Raw genomic sequence first — 20858 nt, 5'->3', positions numbered from 1 at the left:
ATGGTCAAGCCGGAGGGCGTCACCGGCGTACTGGCGGATATGACTACGCTGTCTAATGAGGTTTCGGCGATACTGGTGGCTGCCGACCGATAATGTCCTTTTTATATGCGCCCTTTTACAGGGCGTTGTTGTTTCGTTTCTCTCCGAACGCTCATCAGATGCCCCCCGCGCGCTAAACCGTCAACATACTCTCTACCAACCACCAACGGAGAGTTACCCCATGGGTGATTATCACCACGGCGTCCGTGTCCTCGAAATCAACGAAGGCACACGCGTTATTTCCACCGTTTCAACCGCCGTTGTCGGCATGGTCTGCACCGCACCTGATGCGGATGCCAAAACCTTTCCGCTTAACGTGCCAGTACTGATTACTGACGTGATTGTTGCCGCAGGAAAAGCCGGTAAAAAAGGCACTTTATCCGCTGCGCTGGCCGCGATTGGCGATCAGTGCAAACCGGTCACCGTTGTTGTTCGCGTGGCCGAAGGGGACGGCGAGAACGAGGATGAGATTCAGGCGGCGACCATTTCCAATATCATCGGCGGTGCAGATGAAAACGGCCAGTATACCGGCCTGAAAGCCTTACTTACTGCAAAAGCGGTGACGGGCGTTAAACCTCGGATTCTCGGCGTGCCGGGGCTGGATAGCAAAGAGGTCGCGGTCGCACTGGCGTCGGTTTGCCAGCAGTTACGTGCCTTTGGTTATATCAGCGCATGGGGCTGTAAAACGCTGTCGGATGCTATCAAGTATCGTGAGAATTTCAGCCAGCGCGAGCTGATGTTGATTTGGCCGGATTTTTTGGCATGGGACACCACGGCGAACGCCAGCACCAAAGCATGGGCGACTGCCCGAGCACTCGGGCTACGCGCCAAAATCGACCAAGAGCAAGGCTGGCATAAGACCTTATCTAACGTCGGTGTGAATGGCGTAACCGGTATCAGTGCTAGTGTGTTTTGGGATTTACAGGCACCGGGTACAGATGCCGACTTGCTCAATGAGGCCGGTGTAACCACGTTAATTCGTTCCGATGGCTTCCGTTTTTGGGGTAACCGCACCTGTTCAGATGATCCACTTTTTCTGTTTGAAAACTATGTTCGTACCGCACAGGTGCTGGCTGACACTATGGCCGAAGCGCATCAGTGGGCAGTCGATAAACCCATGACCGGCACGCTGATTCGCGACATTGTCGATGGTATCAAAGCCAAGTTTCGCGAGCTGAAATCGAACGGCTATATCATCGATGCCGATTGCTGGTACGACGATAGCGCCAACGATAAAGAAACCCTCAAGGCAGGCAAGTTGTATATCGATTACGACTACACGCCAGTGCCACCGCTGGAAAACCTCACTTTGCGTCAGCGAATCACCGATAAATATTTGGTGAGCTTAGGCTCGACGGCCAACAGCTAAGGAACCGAAACATCATGGCATTACCGCGCAAACTGAAATACCTCAACCTGTTTAACGACGGCTTGAGCTACATGGGCGTAGTCAGCTCGGTGACGTTGCCTAAGCTGACTCGCAAGCTGGAAAATTATCGCGGCGGTGGGATGAACGGCTCCGCGCCGGTGGATTTAGGGCTGGATGATGATGCGCTCTCAATGGAGTGGACGGTCGGCGGTCTGCCGGATGAAGCTATTTGGGCGCAGTACGCGACGCCGGGTGCGTCAGATGTTCCATTGCGCTTTGCTGGTTCCTACCAGCGCGACGACACCGGCGAGACGGTGGCGGTAGAAATTATAATGCGTGGCCGTCACAAAGAAATTGACGGCGGTGATAACAAGCAAGGCGAGAACACCGAAACAAAAATCTCGACTCAATGCACCTACTACAAAATGACCCTTGATGGCAAAGAGCTGATTGAGATTGACGTCGTCAACATGATTGAGAAGGTCAACGGCGTCGATCGTCTGGAGCAGCACCGCAAAAACATCGGTCTGTAATGCTATCTCCGGTCAGATAAATCGCTGGCCGGTCAATCCCTATTTTTGAGAGAAAAATCATGGCTAGAACTAAAAGCAGAGCAACAGAAAAAGTGAATATCGAAAACGAAAATGTAGTTACGCTGGAAAACCCCATTAAGCGCGGCGACACCCTGATTGAAACTATCACTCTGATTAAACCTAACACCGGCACTTTGCGCGGGGTGAGTTTGCAGGATGTAGCAACCTCAGAGGTTAACGCGTTGATTAAGGTGTTGCCGCGCATGACATATCCGTCATTAACCGAGAGCGAAGTGGTTAATTTGGAGTTACCCGACATGATTTTGCTGGCGAGTAAGGTAATTGGTTTTTTGTCGCCGAGCTCGGAACGTTAACCTTTCCACCGCGTTTGTCGGTCGATGATTTGATGGCGGATATCGCGGTGATTTTCCACTGGCCGCCATCAGAGCTTTATTCTCTGAGTTTGTCCGAACTCATTCTCTGGCGTGATAAAGCGCTACAACGAAGCGGAAACACTGATGAGCAATAATCTAAAGTTGCAGGTGCTTCTCAACGTCGTTGATCGAGCTAGCCGCCCGTTTAAAGCGATTCAGGCAGCGAGTAAATCCCTGTCTGGTGATATTCGCACTACGCAGAAAACCCTCAAAGAGTTAAGTACCCAATCCGGGCGCATTGAGGGTTTTCGTAAAACGAGCGCACAGCTAGCGGTGACAAGCCAAGCGTTGCAGAAAGCCAAGCAGGAAGCCGCCGAGCTGGCTATACAGTTTAGAAATACCGAAAGACCGACTCGCGCACAGACTCAGGCGATGGAAGCCGCTAAACGTGTCGCCTCTGAGATGCAACTCAAATACAACGGATTGCGTCAATCGGTGCAGCGCCAGCGCCAAGAACTACAACAGGCGGGAATCAATACTCGTACTTTGTCGAACGATGAGCGTCGGCTTAAAGCATCGATTAATGAGACTACAGCCAGCCTTAACCGTCAGCGCGAGGCACTTGCTCGCAACAGCCAGCAACAGGCCAAACTCAATCGTATTAATCAGCGTTATCAGGGGGGTAAAGCGCTGGCTGGAAATCTTGCTGGAGCAGGGGCTGCCGGTGTCGGTATGGCGACCGCTGGCGTGGTAGCGGGTGCGGCTATCTTGAAGCCCGGTTTTGATTTTGCACAGAAAAACTCTGAGTTACAGGCGGTACTTGGTCTGGAGAAATCCAGCGCCGATATGCAAGCACTGCGTACGCAGGCGCGCCAGCTCGGTGACACCACCGCTGCTTCTGCTGATGATGCCGCCGCCGCTCAAATCATTATCGCCAAATCTGGCGCAGACAAAGAAGGCATTCTGGCCGCAACGCCGGTCACGCTGAATATGTCGCTTGCTAATAAAAAGAGCATGGAAGAAAACGCCACCTTGTTGATGGGGGTTAAGTCTGCGTTTGGTATAAGTAACGACAAAACCGCGCACATTGGTGATGTTATCTCGGCGGCGATGAACAAAACCGCTGCCAACTTTGAGGGCTTAAGCGACACGCTGACCTATGCCGCACCGGTGGCAAAAAATGCCGGTATCAGCGTTGAAGAAACCGCCGCGATGGCGGGAGCGTTAGCAGATGCGAAAATTACCGGCTCAATGGCGGGAACGGGAAGCCGTGCGGTTATCACCCGACTACAGGCACCGGTTGGTAAAGCCCATGATGCGCTCGGCGAGTTAGGGGTTAAAACCGCAGACCGCAAAGGCAATATGCGCCCGTTGTTTACCATTCTCAAAGAAATGCAAAAGAGTTTTGATAAAAACAAGCTCGGCACCGCCCAGCGCGCGGAGTACATGAAAACCATTTTCGGCGAGGAAGCCTCATCTTCTGCCGCCGTGCTGATGGAAGGCGCGGCATCCGGTAAGCTCGACCGCTTGACCAAGATTTTTCAGGAGTCCGATGGCAAGACTGCAGAGCTGGTCAAAATCATGCAAGACAACCTCGGCGGTGATTTCAAACAGTTTCAATCTGCCTATCAGGCGGTTGGGACTGACCTGTTTGATCAGCAGGAAGGTTCGCTGCGCAAACTGACTCAAACTACCACTAAATATGTGCTTCAGCTCGACCAGTGGATACAGAAAAATAAAGGATTATCCGAGACCATTCTTAAGGTTGTCGGCGTGGGTATGGCGGTGATTGGTATGCTCGGCGCGATTGGTCTGGTGGCGTGGCCGGTGGTGATGGGGATTAATGCCATTATTGCCGGGGCGAGTTTGCTTGGTACGGTTTTCACCGCGGTAGCTGGCGGCATTATGACGGCGCTCGGAGCGGTGACATGGCCAATAGTGGCTATCGCGGTGGCTATTGTCGCCGGGGCGTTACTTATCCGTAAATATTGGGAACCGATCAGCGCCTTTTTTGCTGGCGTAGTGGAAGGCCTAAAAGCCGCCTTTTCGCCGGTGGCCGAGTTATTTTCTCCCTTAAAGCCGGTTTTTGACTGGCTGGGGGAAAAGCTACAGGCGGTATGGAAATGGTTTAGTGACCTGATTGCACCGGTCAAATCGACCCAGGAATCCCTAGATAGCTGCCGTAATGCCGGAGTGCTGTTTGGTCAGGCATTGGCTGATGTGCTCACCGCGCCGCTTCAACTATTCAACAAGCTGCGCGAGGGCGTTGATTGGCTATTGGAAAAGCTCGGTCTGATTAAAAGTGAATCGGCTGATATTGATATCAACGCTAGCAAGGTAAACCAGTACGCTACCGCTTCAAACGGGCGCGGTTATTCCCCTAGCGGTGGACTGTTAACAGCCAACTATGCGCCGGTCACGGCAAATGCTGGCGGTTACACCGACCAAAGCCAGAACCATTATCAGCTCGACATTAATGTGCCTCCGGGGCAAAACCGGGAGGATGCCAAAAACATGATCCGCGAAGTGTTGGAGGAGAAAGAACGCCAACGCCGCGCTACTGCTCGCTCGCGTATGAACACTGATTAAGGAGCCACAAACATGATGTTAACCCTCGGGCTGTTTGTGTTTCAGCTCCAGACCTTGCCCTATCAATCGCTACAGCAAAGCCTTGATTATCGCTGGCCGTCCAACAGCCGCGTAGGTCAGCGACCGGCCTATCAGTTTTTGGGGATCGGTGAGGACAAAATCACGCTTTCCGGCGTGTTGTTACCGGAAATTACCGGTGGCGTGTTGTCATTGCTGACGCTGAAAACGATGGCCGAACAGGGCAAAGCGTGGCCGTTGCTCGGTGGGGATGGTGCGATTTATGGCATGTATGCTGTCGCCAGTATCTCGCAAACTCACAGCGTATTTTTTGATGATGGTCGAGCACGGCGTATTGAGTTCAGCATGACGCTCAACCGGGTGGATGAATCACTGAATGCGATGTTTGGCGATTTGCAACAGCAAGCCAGCGATATGCTGCAACAGGCACAGAGTAAGCTCGGAGGTTTATTCTGATGATGATCGGAATGCCTATCGCCGCCGGTGCGGATATTGCCCCGGCGTTTATGCTCACACTCGGCGGCAAAGATATTAGCGCCAATCTTAGCAACCGCTTAATTTCGCTGACCATGACTGACAACCGAGGCTTTGAGGCTGACCAATTGGATATTGAACTGGATGATAGCGACGGTCAGGTGGTGATGCCTGCACGCGGTGCCATATTGTCGCTGTTTCTTGGCTGGAAAGGTTCGGCGCTGATTGGTAAAGGCCAATTTACCGTCGATGAAATTGAGCATCGTGGTGCGCCGGATACGTTAACAGTTCGCGCCCGGAGCGCTGATTTTCGCGGTTCGCTCAATTCGCGCCGCGAAGCTTCTTATCACGACACCACCCTCGGCGCAGTGGTGACGCAAATTGCTGAACGTAACAAGCTCACAGCTGCGCTGGCGAAAGGTCTTGCTGAGATTAAAATCCCTCATATCGACCAATCGCAAGAGTCCGATATTAAGTTTCTCACCCGGCTGGCCGAGCGAAATGGTGCCGAGGTTTCGGTCAAAGCCGGTAAGCTGCTATTTCTCAAAGCGGGGAACAGCGTGACGGCCAGTGGGAAGCCAATTCCAACAATGACCATCGAACGCGCCGACGGCGACCGGCATCAGTTTGCCATTGCCGACCGCAATGCTTACACCGGCGTGACCGCAAGCTGGTTGCATACCAAAGACCCTAAGCCCAAAAAGCAAAAAGTTAAACTCCAGCGCAAAGTTAAAACTCAGCACTTGCGCGCTTTGCAGCATCCGAAAGCCAAACCGATCAAAGCCAAAACAATCAAGCCGCAGGAGGAAAAACAGGGCGAATATCTGGCCGGGGAAGCTGATAACGTGCTGGCCTTAACCACGATTTACGCCACCAAGGCTCAGGCGATGCGCGCCGCACAGGCCAAGTGGGACAAATTGCAACGCGGCGTAGCGGAGTTTTCGATAAACCTAGCAATGGGGCGAGCAGATTTATACCCGGAAACCCCGGTCACAGTACGAGGGTTTAAGAGCGTCATAGATCAGCAGGCGTGGACTATCACTAAAGTGACACACACCCTCGGCGAAAGTGGCTACACGACGGCGCTAGAGCTTGAGGTTAAGCTCTCTGATGTAGAGTATGAAGAAGAGAAGTAAGATGGTGATATAATCATAATTCATTGTTTTAAAAGGACAAATAAACTAAAATCGTTACATCAAACATAGCCAGTTGAGGTGATTAAAATGTTTCATTGTCCACTATGTCGAGAAGCCGCCCATGCTCGTTCCAGTCGCTACCTGAGCGAGAACACAAAGGAACGTTATCATCAGTGCCAAAATATAAACTGCGGCCATACATTCAAGACAATGGAGACATTCGAAAGCTCGATCATGCTGCCCGGCGAAGTTATTCCCGCCATGCCACACCCGGCGCGAAACGGTCAACAAACGCTCTGGATGTAACAAAAACGATAAAGCCCCAAAATGTGGGGCTTTTTTTCGATGTGGCCAATGTGTGGACATTGAATGAAACAAATCCTTTTATTTCATGTTGATAGTGATAAAAAAGCATCACCATCCCTGTCTTTTAGCCCTCCATGATGGAGGGCTTTTTTTTGCCGGTATCCGTTATACTTGCCCCCCTAAGATTCAATTTGGGACAAGTTATGGATCTGCAATATGCGCGGCTGGTTAAAGCTGCGGCCTTATCGGCTACTGCACTAGCATCAATTCTACTGTTAATTAAAATATTTGCCTGGTGGGCGACCGGTTCTGTCAGCGTATTGGCGGCTTTGGTCGATTCACTGGTGGATCTGGCTGCCTCTCTCACTAATCTGTTTGTGGTGCGTTACTCCCTGCAACCAGCGGACGAAGAGCATACCTTTGGTCATGGCAAAGCCGAGTCTTTGGCCGCTTTGGCTCAAAGTATGTTTATTTCTGGCTCCGCTTTATTCCTGTTTTTAACCGGCTTCCAGCATCTCGCCTCGCCGGAACCCTTACAAGATCCCGGTATAGGCGTCGGCGTTACGTTAGTCGCGTTATTCAGTACCCTGATTTTAGTCACATTTCAGCGCTGGGTGGTGCGTAAAACCCAAAGCCAGGCGATACGGGCCGACATGCTACATTATCAATCAGACGTGATGATGAATGGTGCTATTCTTATAGCATTGGCTTTAAGTTGGTACGGTTTTCACCGCGCCGATGCGTTATTTGCGCTGGGTATAGGCGTTTATATTTTATATAGCGCCCTGCGTATGGGCTATGAAGCGGTACAGTCATTGCTTGATAGGGCCTTACCTGATGAAGAACGGCAGGCCATTATTGATACTGTGACTTCCTGGCCGGGAGTGATTGGCGCTCATGATCTACGTACGCGGCAATCCGGGCCGACTCGTTTTATCCAGCTGCATCTGGAGATGGAAGACGATCTACCGTTGATGCAGGCGCATATTTTAGCTGAACAGGTTGAACGCGCGTTGTTACACCGTTTTCCGGGTGCTGATGTGCTTATCCATCAAGATCCTTGCTCGGTAGTGCCAAAAGAGCGCCATGCTCATTGGGAGCTGTAATTTTGCGTTGATTCTTGAAACTGTGTTACAGAATGATGGAAATATTTACCGTTACTTCGTGTGACTTGAATCAATTCAGCATAGTGTTTTTGCTATAATATCCAATATCATGGTCGTAGCGTTGATTTTATGTACTAGTATCGTGCTCATGGCATAATCGGCTAATAAAGAATTCTCAAAAAATCGCATCTACAAGTTCAGAGGTAGTCATGGTAAAGAAAATCGGTGTGCTAACAAGCGGCGGTGACGCGCCAGGTATGAACGCGGCAATTCGTGGGGTGGTTCGCGCTGCTTTGTCTGAAGGGCTGGAAGTTTTCGGTATTTATGATGGTTACCTCGGCTTGTATGAAGATCGCATGGAACAGCTGGATCGCTACAGCGTTTCAGACATGATCAACCGGGGCGGTACTTTCCTGGGTTCTGCGCGTTTCCCTGAGTTCCGCGATCCGGCCATTCGTGCAAAAGCCATTGAGAACATGAAAGCGCGCGGTATCGATGGATTGGTTGTTATCGGCGGCGATGGTTCTTATGCCGGTGCTGATTTACTGCAGGCGGAAGGCGGTATTTCCTGCGTTGGCCTGCCGGGCACCATTGATAACGATGTGGCGGGTACTGACTACACCATCGGTTTCTTCACTGCGTTGGATACTGTGGTTGAGGCCATTGACCGTTTACGTGACACCTCTTCTTCTCATCAACGTATTTCTATCGTTGAAGTGATGGGACGCTACTGTGGCGATTTGACTCTGGCTGCAGCTATCGCCGGTGGTTGTGAGTTTATCGCGATTCCGGAAGTGCCTTTCAATCCGGACGATCTGGTTTGTGAGATCAAAGCCGGTATCGCCAAAGGTAAAAAACATGCCATCGTGGCTATCACCGAAAAACTCTGTGATATCGATGAGTTGGCTAAATATATCGAGAAAGAAACTGGCCGTGAAACCCGTGCAACCGTACTGGGCCACATTCAGCGCGGTGGTTCACCGGTAGCTTATGACCGAATTCTGGCTTCCCGTATGGGTGCTTATGCGGTTGAACTGCTGATGAAAAATGTTGATCAGAGCAAAGGCGGTCTTTGCGTCGGCGTACAGAATGAGAAAATGGTTAACGACCTGATTTCTGTGTGTATCGATCCGAAGAACAAGAAAAGCAAATTCAAAGAAGACTGGTACGACACAGCGAAAAAACTGTTCTAATCCACGTTCCAGGTCTGAAAAAAGCCTCCGCTCGCGGGGGTTTTTTGCATTTTACGGAACGTATATTTCTTAAAGATATAATAGGGTATTTTTTATTCTTTAATCGTTAGCTTAGTTTCTGGCAGGCTTTATCTTATCCAACCTATTGGGGTTGATTATATAAATTCTGGGGAGCGGGCGATGCGCAAATGGGGTGTAGGTTTAACATTAATGCTGGTGGCATCAGGTGCCGTGGCAAAAGATATTCAGTTGTTGAATGTTTCTTACGACCCAACGCGGGAATTCTATCAGGAATATAATCAGGCTTTCAGTAAACACTGGCAGCAGCAAACTGGGGATAAAGTCACGGTACGTCAGTCGCACGGCGGCTCTGGTAAGCAGGCAACCTCAGTTATCAATGGTATTGAAGCCGATGTCGTGACGCTAGCTTTGGCCTACGATGTGGACGCAATCGCTGAACGTGGTCGGATTGATAAGAACTGGATTAAGCGCCTGCCGGATAATTCTGCTCCTTATACTTCAACCATCGTTTTTCTGGTGCGTAAAGGTAATCCCAAGCAAATTCACGATTGGTCAGATTTGGTAAAACCGGGGATTTCCGTGATTACGCCGAATCCGAAAACTTCCGGTGGCGCTCGCTGGAACTATCTGGCGGCCTGGGGCTACGCTCTGGAGCACAACAATAACGATCAGGCGAAGGCGCAGGAATTCGTCAAAACGCTGTATAAAAATGTTGAAGTGCTGGACTCCGGTGCGCGTGGCGCGACAAATACCTTCGTTGAGCGCGGTATTGGCGACGTATTGATTGCCTGGGAGAATGAAGCCCTATTGGCGGTGAATGAATTGGGCAAAGACCAGTTTGATATTGTGACGCCGAGCGTTTCCATTCTGGCTGAGCCGACGGTTTCGGTAGTGGACAAAGTCGTCGAAAAACGTGGAACCCGTGAAGTCGCCGATGCTTACCTGAAGTATCTGTATTCGCCAGAAGGCCAGACCATTGCGGCGAAAAACTTCTATCGTCCGCGTGATGCGACAGTAGCGGCCAAATTTTCCAGCGAATTCCCAACATTGAAATTATTTACCATAGATGAGGTTTTCGGCGGGTGGACCAAAGCCCAACAGGTGCATTTTGCTACCGGCGGCGTATTTGACGAGATCAATAAGCGCTAAACGGCATTGAGATTCAGACATAAAAAAACCCCGTTACCGGGGTTTTTGCATTTTTACGTATTTAAACGTGAATTATGCTTTTTTCGCTTTAGCTGCGGCTTTAACGATAACTGCGAAAGCGTCAGCTTTCAGAGATGCGCCGCCAACCAATGCGCCGTCGATGTCCGGCTGAGCGAACAGTTCTGCAGCGTTTTTATCGTTAACAGAACCGCCGTACTGAATAATAACTTGTTCAGCTACTGCAGCATCTTGTTTGGCGATATGGTCACGAATGAATTTGTGAACAGCCTGCGCCTGCGCTGGGGTGGCTGATTTGCCGGTACCGATGGCCCAGATTGGTTCGTAAGCGATAACCGCGCCTTCGAATGCTTTTGCACCCAAAGTGTTCAGCACTGCGTCCAGTTGCTTAGCGCAAACGGCTTCAGTTTGACCCGCTTCGTTCTCTGCGTCAGATTCACCGATGCACAGTACTGGGATCAGGCCAGCGTCTTTCAGTACGCCGAATTTTTTGGCGATGAACTCATCACTTTCGTGGTGATAAGTACGACGCTCGGAGTGACCGATAATGATGTATTTAGCACCGATATCTTTCAGCATTTCTGCTGAAGTTTCGCCGGTAAATGCGCCGGAAAGATTAACATCGACGTTCTGAGCGCCCAGAGCAATACGGCTACCGGAAAGATGGTGTTTAGCCTGGCTCAGATAGATTGCTGGTGGAGCAATGGCAACGCCACAGCCGTCAACATTGCTCAGCTCTTTACGCAGGCCAGCGATCAGCTCGTTAACCATGTGAGTACTACCGTTCAGTTTCCAGTTACCCATAACTAATGGATGACGCATGTTTCTTCCTCCAACCAGGGACGCGAGGGTCAATAATAATGACTGCCGGACCGGCAGTTTACCTGCCCAACAGTATAGAGATGATTAATGGCAATGGCTTTGCTTTTTGTCATTAATTACGCCGAGATTATGGCTCGGATAGTGCCAGCTTAATCGGTTCAATAGCGAAAGTTAGCCCTTTTTCGCCGTTATCTGCCACTACATAGCGGATCGCACCGACAGCATGGCTATGGAAATGGGAGCCTTTTCCCTGCGCTAGCAGTTTGAGTACGTTATCCAGACTTTGCTGTAGCGATAAGGTGGGTTCAAACTGACGCATCAACGCTGCCATATAGCTGATAGCGACCAGCCTTGCAGCTTTCTCTTCATCACCTTTAATCGGTAAATAAGTAATTTGCAGAGTTTTAATTTTACCGGTGCCTTTTTCCAGCGCCGTTGAGGCATAAAGATTTTCATTAATCTTGCTGGCAGCACGGGTCAGATTGCTGCCCTCATCTTTAGCGCTAATGGCCCGAAATTCATTAATAGGTAATGATGGATTGGCCTGGTTGTAGCTTTCGCGAAATTTTACCAGGGTTAAATCAAAAGTCGGTGCCCCTGATAGCAGATAGGGCGCAGTGGGTTGGTTGTTCGGCACCGGAGCGCCGCTATTATCCGTTGGGTCAGCATGAGCTGTGCGGCTAACCGTGGCCATTAGCACTAAAATGGCGAGCACAGCGGCTATGGTATTTCTCATGACTTACGCCGTAGTTAAGGGAGTGTGTGGAAGATTAAAACGGTATTCGGTAGCCGTTGTCAAAAATCCCCGCAAAGATTATTCGTTAAGCTCGGCGTTAGGGTACACTTTGGCGCAATAATTTCGAAGAAATGGAATCGAATCTCTATGACCATTCAGCAATGGTGTTTTTCGTTTAAAGGCCGGATTGGCCGTCGTGATTTTTGGATTTGGATCGGCCTGTGGCTACTGGCCATGGCGACTATTTTTACGCTTGCCGGGCAAGAGATATTGCCGATGCAAACCGCCGCCTTTGCGATTGTTTTTCTGCTGTGGCCAACGGCGGCAGTTGTGGTAAAACGCCTGCACGATCGCAATAAAGTCGGTTGGTGGGCGCTGTTGGTGGTGCTGGCCTGGATGCTGATGGCTGGAAACTGGCAAATGTTGGCGCCGATCTGGCAGTGGGGCGTTGGGCGTTTCATTCCCACGCTGATTATTGTCATGATGCTGATTGATTGCGGCGCATTTCTGGGTCACGAAGGCGATAATCGTTTTGGCCCGGAACCAGATCCGGTGAAGTTTTTGCCTGAGAAAAAACAATAACGGGCTATTTAGATGAAAAAGGGCGCTTAGCGCCCTTTTTTTCGACCAAATTTAACGGCTGATTCGAGTTACCAGTAATGTTCGCTGGTGATATGGCCGGGTTTGCGACGCAGGTGTTTTTTCATTTGACGCTGATCTTTCAACGTCTGTTGCGTATCGCGGACCATCTGCGGGTTGCCGCACAGCATGATGTGATCGCGTTCGCTATCAATCTTCAAACCTACCGCCGCTTCCAGCAGGCCATGTTCAATCAGCGCAGGTACGCGTCCGGTCAGAGAACCGGGGGACTCTTCACGACTGACCACGGTTTGAATTCTCAGTTTGCCATTGTAGCGTTGCTCCAGTTGCTGCATTAGCGGCAGGTAACTGAGATCCTGAGCAAAGCGTGCGGCGTGAACCAGTACCAGATTGTTGAAACGTTCCAAATCGCGACCTTCCTGCAAAATCGACAGATAAGGGCCAATGGCGGTACCCGTCGCTAACATCCACAGGGTGTTGCAGTCAGGGATTTCTTCCAGAACGAAGAAACCTGCGGCTTGTTTGGTCACCATAATTTCATCGTTGACCCGAAGCTGACGTAGGCGAGGGCTGAGTTTCCCTTCCGGAACGTTGACCAAATAGAATTCAAGCTTGTTATCACTGGGAGCATTAACGTAGGAATAGGCTCGCTGTACCCGTTCACCGTGGACATCCAGTGCCAGTTTGGCGTACTGACCGGCAGTAAAGGTATCTATTGGCGCGTCAACCTGAATGCTGAACAAGGCGTTCGTCCAATGTTCAACGTGCGTGATTTTACCACTGACCCATTCAGCCATGCTTACAACTCCCGTTATTCAGATGTGCTCATGATGTAAATAGCGATGGAGGCATTTTATGGGATTTGGCTCGAAACCATTATCGATTAAATGTTATCAGCATAAAGTGTGGGTATTTTTATTAAAATCCAGTTGATGATGTACAGATTAATTTACGTTGCGGTCGTTTTTACTGCCAAAGTACTATTTGCCAAAATCTTACTCTAGCTGGATATAAGTTATGAATTTGATAGCTTATGCGCCATAACTAAAGGTGTACTGCGATTTGCCCGAAATTTTCGCAGGAAAAAGCATGTAATCTGCATTGAGATATTACTTAAGACCATGAGAAAAATAGAGAATTTTCACCTGCTGCTGATGTTAATCATTCTGGTTGCTGTCGGCCAGATGGCCCAGACCATTTATGTCCCGGTGATTGCTGAAATCGCTCAGGATCTTGCCGTACGCCCCGGAGCCGTACAGCGGGTTATGGCTGCATATCTGTTGACCTATGGTGCTTCGCAGTTGATTTACGGGCCTTTATCTGACCGCATTGGTCGCCGTCCAGTTATTCTGGCGGGGATGACGATATTTATGCTCGGTGCGTTAGGCGCTTTGTTCTCTAATAATTTACCGATGTTGGTGGCGGCCAGCGCTTTGCAAGGCATGGGCACCGGTGTCGCAGGTGTGATGGCGCGTACCATGCCGCGTGATTTATACGCCGGTACTTCGCTACGTTATGCCAACAGTATGTTGAATATGGGGATTTTGGTCAGCCCGCTATTGGCACCCATTATTGGTGGCGTGTTGGCAAGCTGGTTTGGCTGGCGCGCCTGCTACGCTTTTTTACTCTTATTGTGCAGCGGCGTGGCTTTTTGCATGTTCCGCTGGCTGCCAGAAACGCGCCCTGAACGAGCGGAGAAACCGCGCATGCTGGCCAGTTTCTATACCTTATTATCTGATCGTTCTTTTAGCTGTTATCTGGTGATGCTGATTGGCGCTCTGGCTGGGATTGCGGTGTTTGAAGCCAGCTCCGGCGTATTAATGGGCGGCGTATTGGGTCTCAGCGGCCTGACGGTCAGTATTCTATTTATCCTGCCAATACCGGCGGCATTTTTCGGGGCTTGGTATGCGGGGCGGGAAGGGCGAACTTTCCATAATTTAATGTGGCACTCAGTGATTAGCTGCCTGCTGGCGGGGCTGATGATGTGGATTCCCGGTTGGTTTGGCATCATGAATATCTGGACGCTGATCATTCCTGCCGCTTTGTTCTTCTTTGGCGCGGGTATGTTATTCCCGCTGGCAACGACCGGGGCGATGGAACCTTTCCCATACCTGGCGGGTGCCGCAGGTGCTTTGGTGGGAGGCTTGCAGAATATCGGCTCCGGCCTGACAACCTGGCTATCGGCGATGTTACCGCAGAGCGGGCAGTTTAGTCTTGGGTTGCTGATGTTTGCTATGGCGTTGTTGATTTTGCTGTGCTGGTGGCCGCTGTCTCATCGGATGCAGCGCCAGGAACATATGGTTTAGTGACGTTAAGGGCACTTGTGATTCGGTGCCCTTATCATTTTTTTGCTTAGTCGGATGAATTACAGCAGATATTCGTGCAAGGCTTCGTCTTTACGATCGAGGAAGTGAGTAGAGCGAATGCGGCGTATGGTGCGGGATTTACCGCGAATCAACAGGGTTTCCGTGGTGGCCATATTCCCTTTACGATAAATACCTTCCAGCAAATCCCCTTTGGTAATACCGGTCGCTGAGAAGATCACGTTATCGTTACGAGCAATATCGTCCAGACGCAGTACTTTACCCGCCTCGATGCCCATGCTCAGACAGCGCTCCAGCTCTTGCTCTCCTAAACGACGGTTTTCTTCGTTGTCCCCTTTGACTTCATGACGCGGCAACAAACGCCCTTGCATATCGCCGTCCAGTGCGCGAATGACCGCTGCGGAAATAACCCCTTCCGGCGCGCCGCCGACGCAGTACATCACATCCACTTCGCTTTCCGGCATACAGGTTAGGATAGAGGCCGCGACGTCACCGTCAGGAATGGCAAACACTTTGACGCCCATTTGCTGCATTTGGGCAATCACACCGTCGTGGCGTGGCTTAGCCAGCGTAATAACCGTCAGTTCTGATAACGGTTTATTGAGTTTATGGGCGATATTTTTCAGGTTATCAGCCAACGGTAAATTGAGATCAATTGCGCCTTTGGCTCCCGGGCCGACCACCAGTTTTTCCATATACATATCAGGCGCATGTAGGAAGGTGCCCTTATCACCAACCGCCAAAACAGCCAGAGCGTTAGATTGGCCCATTGCGGTCATGCGGGTGCCTTCAATAGGGTCAACGGCGATATCTACCGTATCTCCTTCGCCAGTCCCGACATTTTCGCCGATAAACAGCATCGGGGCTTCATCAATTTCCCCTTCGCCGATCACGATCCGGCCATCGATATTGACCTTGTTGAGCATAATGCGCATAGCTCGTACGGCAGCGCCGTCGGCGGCATTTTTGTCACCCCGACCTAACCATTTGTAGCCCGCCAAGGCGGCGGCTTCGGTTACGCGGGAGAATTCGATGGCTAATTCACGTTTCATGGCTCGACCTGTTAATTGCAGAATGGGAAAACGGATATAGAGCGGGAATTCTATCACACTGGGGCGTGGCGGCAGGGGCGAAGGGATAAAAAACGCGCTGCCGGGGGGAGCGACAGCGCGTGATGGGTCATGCATGTACTCTTTCAAATTACAGCTCTGGCTGCTGCGATGCGAAAGTTGACAATATTAGTCGTGTTCTTCCCAGGCTTGAGCACGGGCCACGGCTTTTTTCCAACCGCTGTAACGGTAGTTACGTTCCGTCGTTTCGATGCTTGGGCGGAATTCCCGCTCAATGGTTGCTTTGCTCTTAACTTCGTCCAGATCGTTCCAGAAACCGATGGCTAAACCAGCGAGGAAAGCGGCACCCAATGCGGTGCTTTCACGTACGGCAGGACGTTCAACGCGAGTGCCCAGAATATCTGCCTGGAACTGCATCAGGAAGTTATTGGCTACCGCACCGCCGTCTACGCGCAGGGATTGTAGGCGTGTATTGGCATCGGCCTGCATCGCATCCAGCACGTCGCGAGTTTGATAAGCGATGGATTCCAGCGTTGCGCGAATAATGTGGTTGCTGTTCGCGCCGCGAGTCAGACCGAAGATTGCGCCACGGGCATACGGATCCCAGTAAGGCGCGCCCAGTCCAGTGAAGGCTGGCACGACGTAAACGCCGTTGCTGTCTTTCACTTTGGTAGCGAAGTATTCGGAATCGGCGGCATCGCTGATCAGTTTCAATTCGTCACGCAGCCATTGAATGGAAGCCCCGCCGATAAACACCGCCCCTTCTAACGCATAGTTCACTTCGCCGCGTGGGCCGCAGGCGATAGTGGTTAACAGGCCGTGATTGGAGCGTACCGCCTCTTTGCCGGTGTTCATCAGCAAGAAGCAGCCGGTACCATAGGTATTCTTCGCCATACCAGGTTGAACGCACAGCTGGCCATACAGCGCGGCCTGCTGATCACCCGCGATACCGGCGATTGGAATACGAGTACCGCCTTTACCACCGATGTTGGTTTGCCCATAAATCTCAGAAGAAGAACGCACTTTTGGCAGCATGGCGCGCGGAATATCCAGCACTTCCAGCATGCGCTCATCCCAATCCAACTGATGAATGTTGAACATCATGGTACGAGATGCGTTGGTGAAATCCGTGACGTGTACCCGTCCTTGGGTCATCTTCCACACTAACCATGTGTCCACGGTACCGAATAATAGTTCGCCGCGTTTGGCGCGTTCACGAGCGCCTTCCACGTGATCCAGAATCCATTTCACCTTAGTGCCGGAGAAATAGGGATCAACCACCAGGCCGGTATTGTGGCGGATATACTCTTCCAGCCCGTCTTTTTTCAGTTTTTCGCAGATTTCTGCGGTGCGACGACACTGCCAGACAATGGCGTTATAAATTGGCTTACCGGTTTCTTTTTCCCATACGATGGTGGTTTCACGCTGGTTGGTGATACCGATACCGGCGATTTGATCGGAGCGAATATCGGCTTTTGCCAGCACTTCTACCAGAGTTGAGCTTTGCGTAGCCCAGATTTCCATTGGGTCGTGTTCAACCCAGCCGGCTTTTGGATAAATTTGGGTAAATTCCCGTTGGGAAACGCTCACGATGTTGGCGTCATGATCCAGCACCACGGCGCGGGAGCTGGTGGTGCCTTGGTCGAGAGCAACGATGTATTTTTTTTCAGTATTATTTTCTGTTGTCATAATAATAAGCCTGCTTTAGTTACCGTTTATTCCAGTGTCTGGATTACGCTTTACGTTCGGTGGTGCTGGTGGAAGCATCTTCTTCCACAACGCAGACGTCACATGGCAAATGGCGGCCAATCAGTGCGCGGTAGCCGAATGCACCTAATAATGCGCCTACTATAGGTCCGAAAATCGGTACCAGGAAGTAAGGAATATCACGCCCGCCCGTGAAGGCGATATCGCCCCAGCCAGCCAGATAAGCAAATACCTTAGGGCCGAAATCACGAGCCGGGTTCAACGCAAAGCCAGTCAATGGCCCCATCGAAGCACCAATAACCGCAATCAGGATACCAATCAGCAGGGGAGCCAGCGGGCCGCGTGGAATGCCGTTACCGTCGTCGGTCAACGCCAGAATCAGGCACATCAGAATGGCGGTAATCACGGTTTCAACCAGGAAAGCTTGGAAAACGGTGATGTGGGCATTTGGGTAAGTAGAGAAAATTCCTGCCAGATTCAGGCTTTCGCTACTGCCGCGTACCACTTGGTGGGTTTGTTCGAAATCAACAAACAGGCCGTAGTACAGGCCGTAGACCAGAGCCGCGCCGCAGAATGCGCCAACAACCTGAGCCACAATGTAAGGAAGGACTTTTTTGCGATCAAAACAGGCAAACAGCCACAGAGCGATAGTGACGGCGGGGTTAAGGTGCGCCCCTGAAATGGCTGCCGTTAGATAAATGGCCATGGCGACGCCTAGACCCCAGATAATACTGATTTCCCATTGGCCGAAACTTGCACCGGCTAATTTTAATGCGGCAACACAGCCAACGCCAAAAAATATCAGCAAAGCGGTGCCAAGAAATTCCGCAATGCACTGGCCTTTTAGGGTCGGACTTGATGTTTGGCTCATAGTGATGTCCTACAGACAGAGAGTTATAGGGTATTTATTGTTTTTTCCCCAAATTCATCCTTGGGGTTTATGTGAATTTATCGTTAACGAGCACAAACGAGAAATAGCGAAATCGAAATCTGTGTGCCTTGTCATAAAAATGAGCGAATTCGCGTAACGCGTGGGTGTTAGTGCTTTCTGAAAGTGTGATCAGACCAGTGCTTTTACTTTCCATTGTTGTAAATATGTAAAATATGACGCGATAACAGGCCGCAGGTTTTCAGCATTTGCTGATAGTGGCGCTAGGTAAATTGCGAGAGACTGTGCTTTGTGCCGGTATGTCGCTAGACAGGGGGAGACAGGCTACATACAATCGTTTTAATCAAGCTGCGCCGCTGTTTACGGGGGCGCGTTAAAATACAGCGCTTGTTACCGAGTTCGATGAATATATAGCGCGATGGATATTCGCAGTGGTTGCATCTTCAAAATGCGACCGCTACCAATAGATGTACGCCTTGCGATCATGAGGGGACTAAAGAATGTCATTTGAAGTATTTGAGAAACTGGAAGGTAAAGTTCAGCAGGCGATTGATACCATCACTTTGTTGCAGATGGAAATTGAAGAGCTGAAAGAAAAAAACAACACCCTGTCCCAAGAGGTTCAGGACGCAGCGGGTAACCGTGAAGCGTTAGTGCGTGAAAATGAGCAGCTAAAGCAAGAACAGCACGTATGGCAGGATCGTCTGCGCGCACTGCTGGGTAAAATGGAAGAGGTCTGAGGTTATTCTCGGCATCCATAGCGCTGGCAACCGATTAAGCGCAAAAGCAAAAGGGCGATATTTATATCGCCCTTTCTTATAGAATTCGTTTGGTATAACCGAGTCGGTGTTATTCGATATCCAGCGGATCTTCCGACAGAATAATCCCTGTATTATCAGCATACAGATGATCGCCGGAGAAGAAAGTTACGCCGCCGAAGTTCACGCGAATATCGCTTTCGCCGATGCCTTCGCTAGCAGCACCTACCGGAATAGCAGCCATAGCCTGAATGCCAATGTCCAGTTCGGCCAGATCGTCTACCTGACGGACGGCACCGTAAACCACAATGCCTTCCCATTCATTCGCGGCCGCCAAGCTAGCCAATTCTGCGTTGACCAGCGCTCGGCGCACTGAACCACCTCCGTCAACGACCAGCACGCGTCCACGCCCGTTCTCCTCAAGTAGGTCAAAGAGTAACCCGTTGTCTTCGAAGCATTTTACGGTCGTGATTTGGCCACCAAATGAAGTACGTCCGCCAAAATTGGAGAACAGAGGTTCTACCACATTTATCTCTTCATGATAGATGTCACAGAGTTCGGAAGTATCATATTTCATAGGATTAATGTCTGGTTGCGGCTGGGATAGTCAGTATATCCCTTTCTGGCTACTGTTGGCAAAATCATCAATTGTTAAATTCTGCCAATCCGCAGGGTTTTCTGGGAATTGGCAGAAAAAGGCGCGTTAGTTAAATACCAGACCAACGGCAAACAGGATATTGGTGAGCAGCGCAGCTTTTACCATATGTTCCAGCATCGGACGCATGCCTGCGGCGGTTGGCTCGCGCAGTACATAAATCGCGTGTTTTACCAGTAGCGGAATAGCCAGAACAAAGATCCAGCCGGTCCAGCGGTGCAGATAAAGCAGGCTAAACAACGCCAGACAGGCAATCGCGGCGGTGATTAATACGGCGTGATAATAACGGGCGCGCTGTGGGCCCAAACGCACGGCGAGGGTATTTTTGCCGTTGGCCGCATCGCTTTCGATATCGCGCAGATTATTAATGTTTAACACCGCAGTGGCCAATAAACCGCAGGCGGTAGCCGGTAGCATCACCAGACTGTCAAAATGGCCCGATTGCAGATAATAGGTACCGGCCACGCTTAGCCAGCCGAAGAACATTAGTACCGAAATGTCCCCCAAACCCATATAACCGTAAGGTTTACTACCAATGGTGTAGGTGATGGCGGCGACAATCGCCATCAAGCCGAGTACCAGAAAGCCCAGAATATCGCTCGGTTTTTCACAGGCAACGGCAATCAGCGCTACGCCGGAAATAATGGTGAGAATAACGGTGAGAATCAGCGCTTTCTTCATCTGCTCGCGGGTTATGATGCCTTTTTGCATTCCGCGCAGTGGCCCGATGCGTTCTTCGGTATCACTACCTTTCACCGCGTCGCCGTAGTCATTGGCCAGATTAGATAAAATTTGCAGCATACCGGCAGTAATCAAGGCCAGTAGCGCTACCGCAGGTTTAAAACTGTCGAGCCAATAAGCCAGGGCGGAGCCGGTAACAATAGAGGCAAAAGCCAGTGGTAAAGTCCGTGGCCGCAGGCTTTCTAGCCAGGCTTGAGCTTGGCTGGTAGAAGTTGATGAGCTCATAATTCG

General features: G+C 50.7%; 22 protein-coding genes. 14 read left to right on the top strand and 8 right to left on the bottom strand.

The window, feature by feature from the left end; genetic code table 11:
* The first annotated feature begins 220 nt into the window (after nt 1–220).
* The 11 genes from DBA33_RS17490 (at nt 221) to DBA33_RS17440 (ending at nt 10307) form a co-directional block, all read left to right on the top strand.
* The gene (locus DBA33_RS17490) at nt 221–1408 is read left to right on the top strand and encodes a phage tail sheath protein (RefSeq protein ID WP_120806893.1); all 1188 of its coding nucleotides are present in this window, start codon (nt 221–223) and stop codon (nt 1406–1408) included.
* 14 nt (nt 1409–1422) lie between these two features.
* Complete coding sequence (locus tag DBA33_RS17485; RefSeq protein WP_120806892.1) at nt 1423–1941, top strand: phage major tail tube protein; 519 nt, start codon at nt 1423–1425, stop codon at nt 1939–1941.
* A gap of 98 nt (nt 1942–2039) precedes the next feature.
* Complete coding sequence (locus DBA33_RS17480) at nt 2040–2315, top strand: phage tail assembly protein (protein ID WP_162975234.1); 276 nt, start codon at nt 2040–2042, stop codon at nt 2313–2315.
* Between the two features lie 32 nt (nt 2316–2347).
* Nucleotides 2348–2470 carry a GpE family phage tail protein gene (locus DBA33_RS17475; RefSeq protein WP_120806890.1) on the top strand — a complete coding sequence of 41 codons (123 nt, stop codon included), beginning with the start codon at nt 2348–2350 and terminating at the stop codon, nt 2468–2470.
* Nucleotides 2460–4904, top strand: a complete 2445-nt coding sequence (locus DBA33_RS17470; protein ID WP_120806889.1) for a phage tail tape measure protein — start codon at nt 2460–2462, stop codon at nt 4902–4904. Before DBA33_RS17475 ends, DBA33_RS17470 begins: the two co-directional genes overlap by 11 nt.
* A gap of 12 nt (nt 4905–4916) precedes the next feature.
* Nucleotides 4917–5378: a phage tail protein gene (locus DBA33_RS17465; protein WP_120806888.1), complete on the top strand. Its 462-nt coding sequence runs from the start codon at nt 4917–4919 to the stop codon at nt 5376–5378.
* Nucleotides 5378–6532, top strand: a complete 1155-nt coding sequence (locus tag DBA33_RS17460; protein ID WP_120806887.1) for a phage late control D family protein — start codon at nt 5378–5380, stop codon at nt 6530–6532. The genes DBA33_RS17465 and DBA33_RS17460 overlap by 1 nt, the downstream gene beginning before the upstream one ends.
* 87 nt (nt 6533–6619) lie before the next feature.
* On the top strand, nt 6620–6838 hold the full coding sequence (locus DBA33_RS17455) for a DNA-binding transcriptional regulator (RefSeq protein ID WP_071840401.1): 219 nt from the start codon (nt 6620–6622) through the stop codon (nt 6836–6838).
* 203 nt (nt 6839–7041) lie between these two features.
* Entirely contained in the window at nt 7042–7944 is a 903-nt protein-coding gene (gene fieF / locus DBA33_RS17450; RefSeq protein ID WP_064514568.1) for a CDF family cation-efflux transporter FieF, read from the top strand.
* A gap of 209 nt (nt 7945–8153) precedes the next feature.
* Nucleotides 8154–9137 (top strand): 6-phosphofructokinase, encoded by a 984-nt coding sequence (pfkA, locus tag DBA33_RS17445; protein ID WP_064514565.1) that lies wholly within the window; start codon nt 8154–8156, stop codon nt 9135–9137.
* Between the two features lie 180 nt (nt 9138–9317).
* Nucleotides 9318–10307, top strand: a complete 990-nt coding sequence (locus tag DBA33_RS17440; RefSeq protein ID WP_120806886.1) for a sulfate ABC transporter substrate-binding protein — start codon at nt 9318–9320, stop codon at nt 10305–10307.
* Between the two features lie 72 nt (nt 10308–10379).
* Here DBA33_RS17440 and tpiA read toward each other — a convergent pair whose 3' ends face one another.
* Both tpiA and DBA33_RS17430 read right to left on the bottom strand, forming a co-directional pair.
* The gene (tpiA, locus tag DBA33_RS17435) at nt 10380–11147 is read right to left on the bottom strand and encodes a triose-phosphate isomerase (protein ID WP_064514561.1); all 768 of its coding nucleotides are present in this window, start codon (nt 11145–11147) and stop codon (nt 10380–10382) included.
* A 127-nt stretch (nt 11148–11274) separates the two neighbouring features.
* Nucleotides 11275–11883 (bottom strand): DUF1454 family protein, encoded by a 609-nt coding sequence (locus DBA33_RS17430; protein WP_064514559.1) that lies wholly within the window; start codon nt 11881–11883, stop codon nt 11275–11277.
* A gap of 147 nt (nt 11884–12030) precedes the next feature.
* Here DBA33_RS17430 and DBA33_RS17425 point away from each other — a divergent pair, with 147 nt between their 5' ends.
* On the top strand, nt 12031–12465 hold the full coding sequence (locus DBA33_RS17425) for a DUF805 domain-containing protein (protein WP_064514554.1): 435 nt from the start codon (nt 12031–12033) through the stop codon (nt 12463–12465).
* Between the two features lie 68 nt (nt 12466–12533).
* Here the strand turns inward: DBA33_RS17425 and fpr are convergent, their stop codons facing one another.
* A complete protein-coding gene (gene fpr / locus DBA33_RS17420) occupies nt 12534–13280 on the bottom strand; it encodes a ferredoxin--NADP(+) reductase (RefSeq protein WP_064514552.1) in 747 nt (248 codons plus the stop codon).
* 324 nt (nt 13281–13604) lie between these two features.
* Here fpr and emrD point away from each other — a divergent pair, with 324 nt between their 5' ends.
* Nucleotides 13605–14789, top strand: a complete 1185-nt coding sequence (gene emrD / locus DBA33_RS17415; protein WP_120806885.1) for a multidrug efflux MFS transporter EmrD — start codon at nt 13605–13607, stop codon at nt 14787–14789.
* Between the two features lie 59 nt (nt 14790–14848).
* Here emrD and glpX read toward each other — a convergent pair whose 3' ends face one another.
* The 3 genes from glpX to DBA33_RS17400 all read right to left on the bottom strand — a co-directional run bounded on the left by glpX (nt 14849) and on the right by DBA33_RS17400 (nt 18455).
* Entirely contained in the window at nt 14849–15859 is a 1011-nt protein-coding gene (glpX, locus tag DBA33_RS17410; RefSeq protein WP_120806894.1) for a class II fructose-bisphosphatase, read from the bottom strand.
* A 186-nt stretch (nt 15860–16045) separates the two neighbouring features.
* Entirely contained in the window at nt 16046–17566 is a 1521-nt protein-coding gene (gene glpK / locus DBA33_RS17405; RefSeq protein ID WP_049601565.1) for a glycerol kinase GlpK, read from the bottom strand.
* A 43-nt stretch (nt 17567–17609) separates the two neighbouring features.
* The gene (locus DBA33_RS17400) at nt 17610–18455 is read right to left on the bottom strand and encodes an MIP/aquaporin family protein (RefSeq protein WP_120806884.1); all 846 of its coding nucleotides are present in this window, start codon (nt 18453–18455) and stop codon (nt 17610–17612) included.
* Nucleotides 18456–18973: 518 nt separating this feature from the next.
* On the opposite strand from DBA33_RS17400, the gene zapB reads away from it, so the two are divergent.
* Nucleotides 18974–19213 carry a septal ring assembly protein ZapB gene (gene zapB / locus DBA33_RS17395; RefSeq protein ID WP_049601572.1) on the top strand — a complete coding sequence of 80 codons (240 nt, stop codon included), beginning with the start codon at nt 18974–18976 and terminating at the stop codon, nt 19211–19213.
* A gap of 109 nt (nt 19214–19322) precedes the next feature.
* Here the strand turns inward: zapB and rraA are convergent, their stop codons facing one another.
* Complete coding sequence (rraA, locus tag DBA33_RS17390; protein ID WP_064514546.1) at nt 19323–19808, bottom strand: ribonuclease E activity regulator RraA; 486 nt, start codon at nt 19806–19808, stop codon at nt 19323–19325.
* 126 nt (nt 19809–19934) lie between these two features.
* A complete protein-coding gene (locus DBA33_RS17385) occupies nt 19935–20852 on the bottom strand; it encodes a 1,4-dihydroxy-2-naphthoate polyprenyltransferase (protein WP_064514545.1) in 918 nt (305 codons plus the stop codon).
* Nucleotides 20853–20858 lie beyond the last annotated feature (6 nt).

The organism is Yersinia sp. IP36721 (assembly GCF_003634395.1).
GTDB classification, from domain to species: domain Bacteria; phylum Pseudomonadota; class Gammaproteobacteria; order Enterobacterales; family Enterobacteriaceae; genus Yersinia; species Yersinia entomophaga.
The sequence above is the reverse complement of the archived record's forward strand: the minus strand, read 5'-3'. Positions and strand labels throughout refer to the sequence as shown.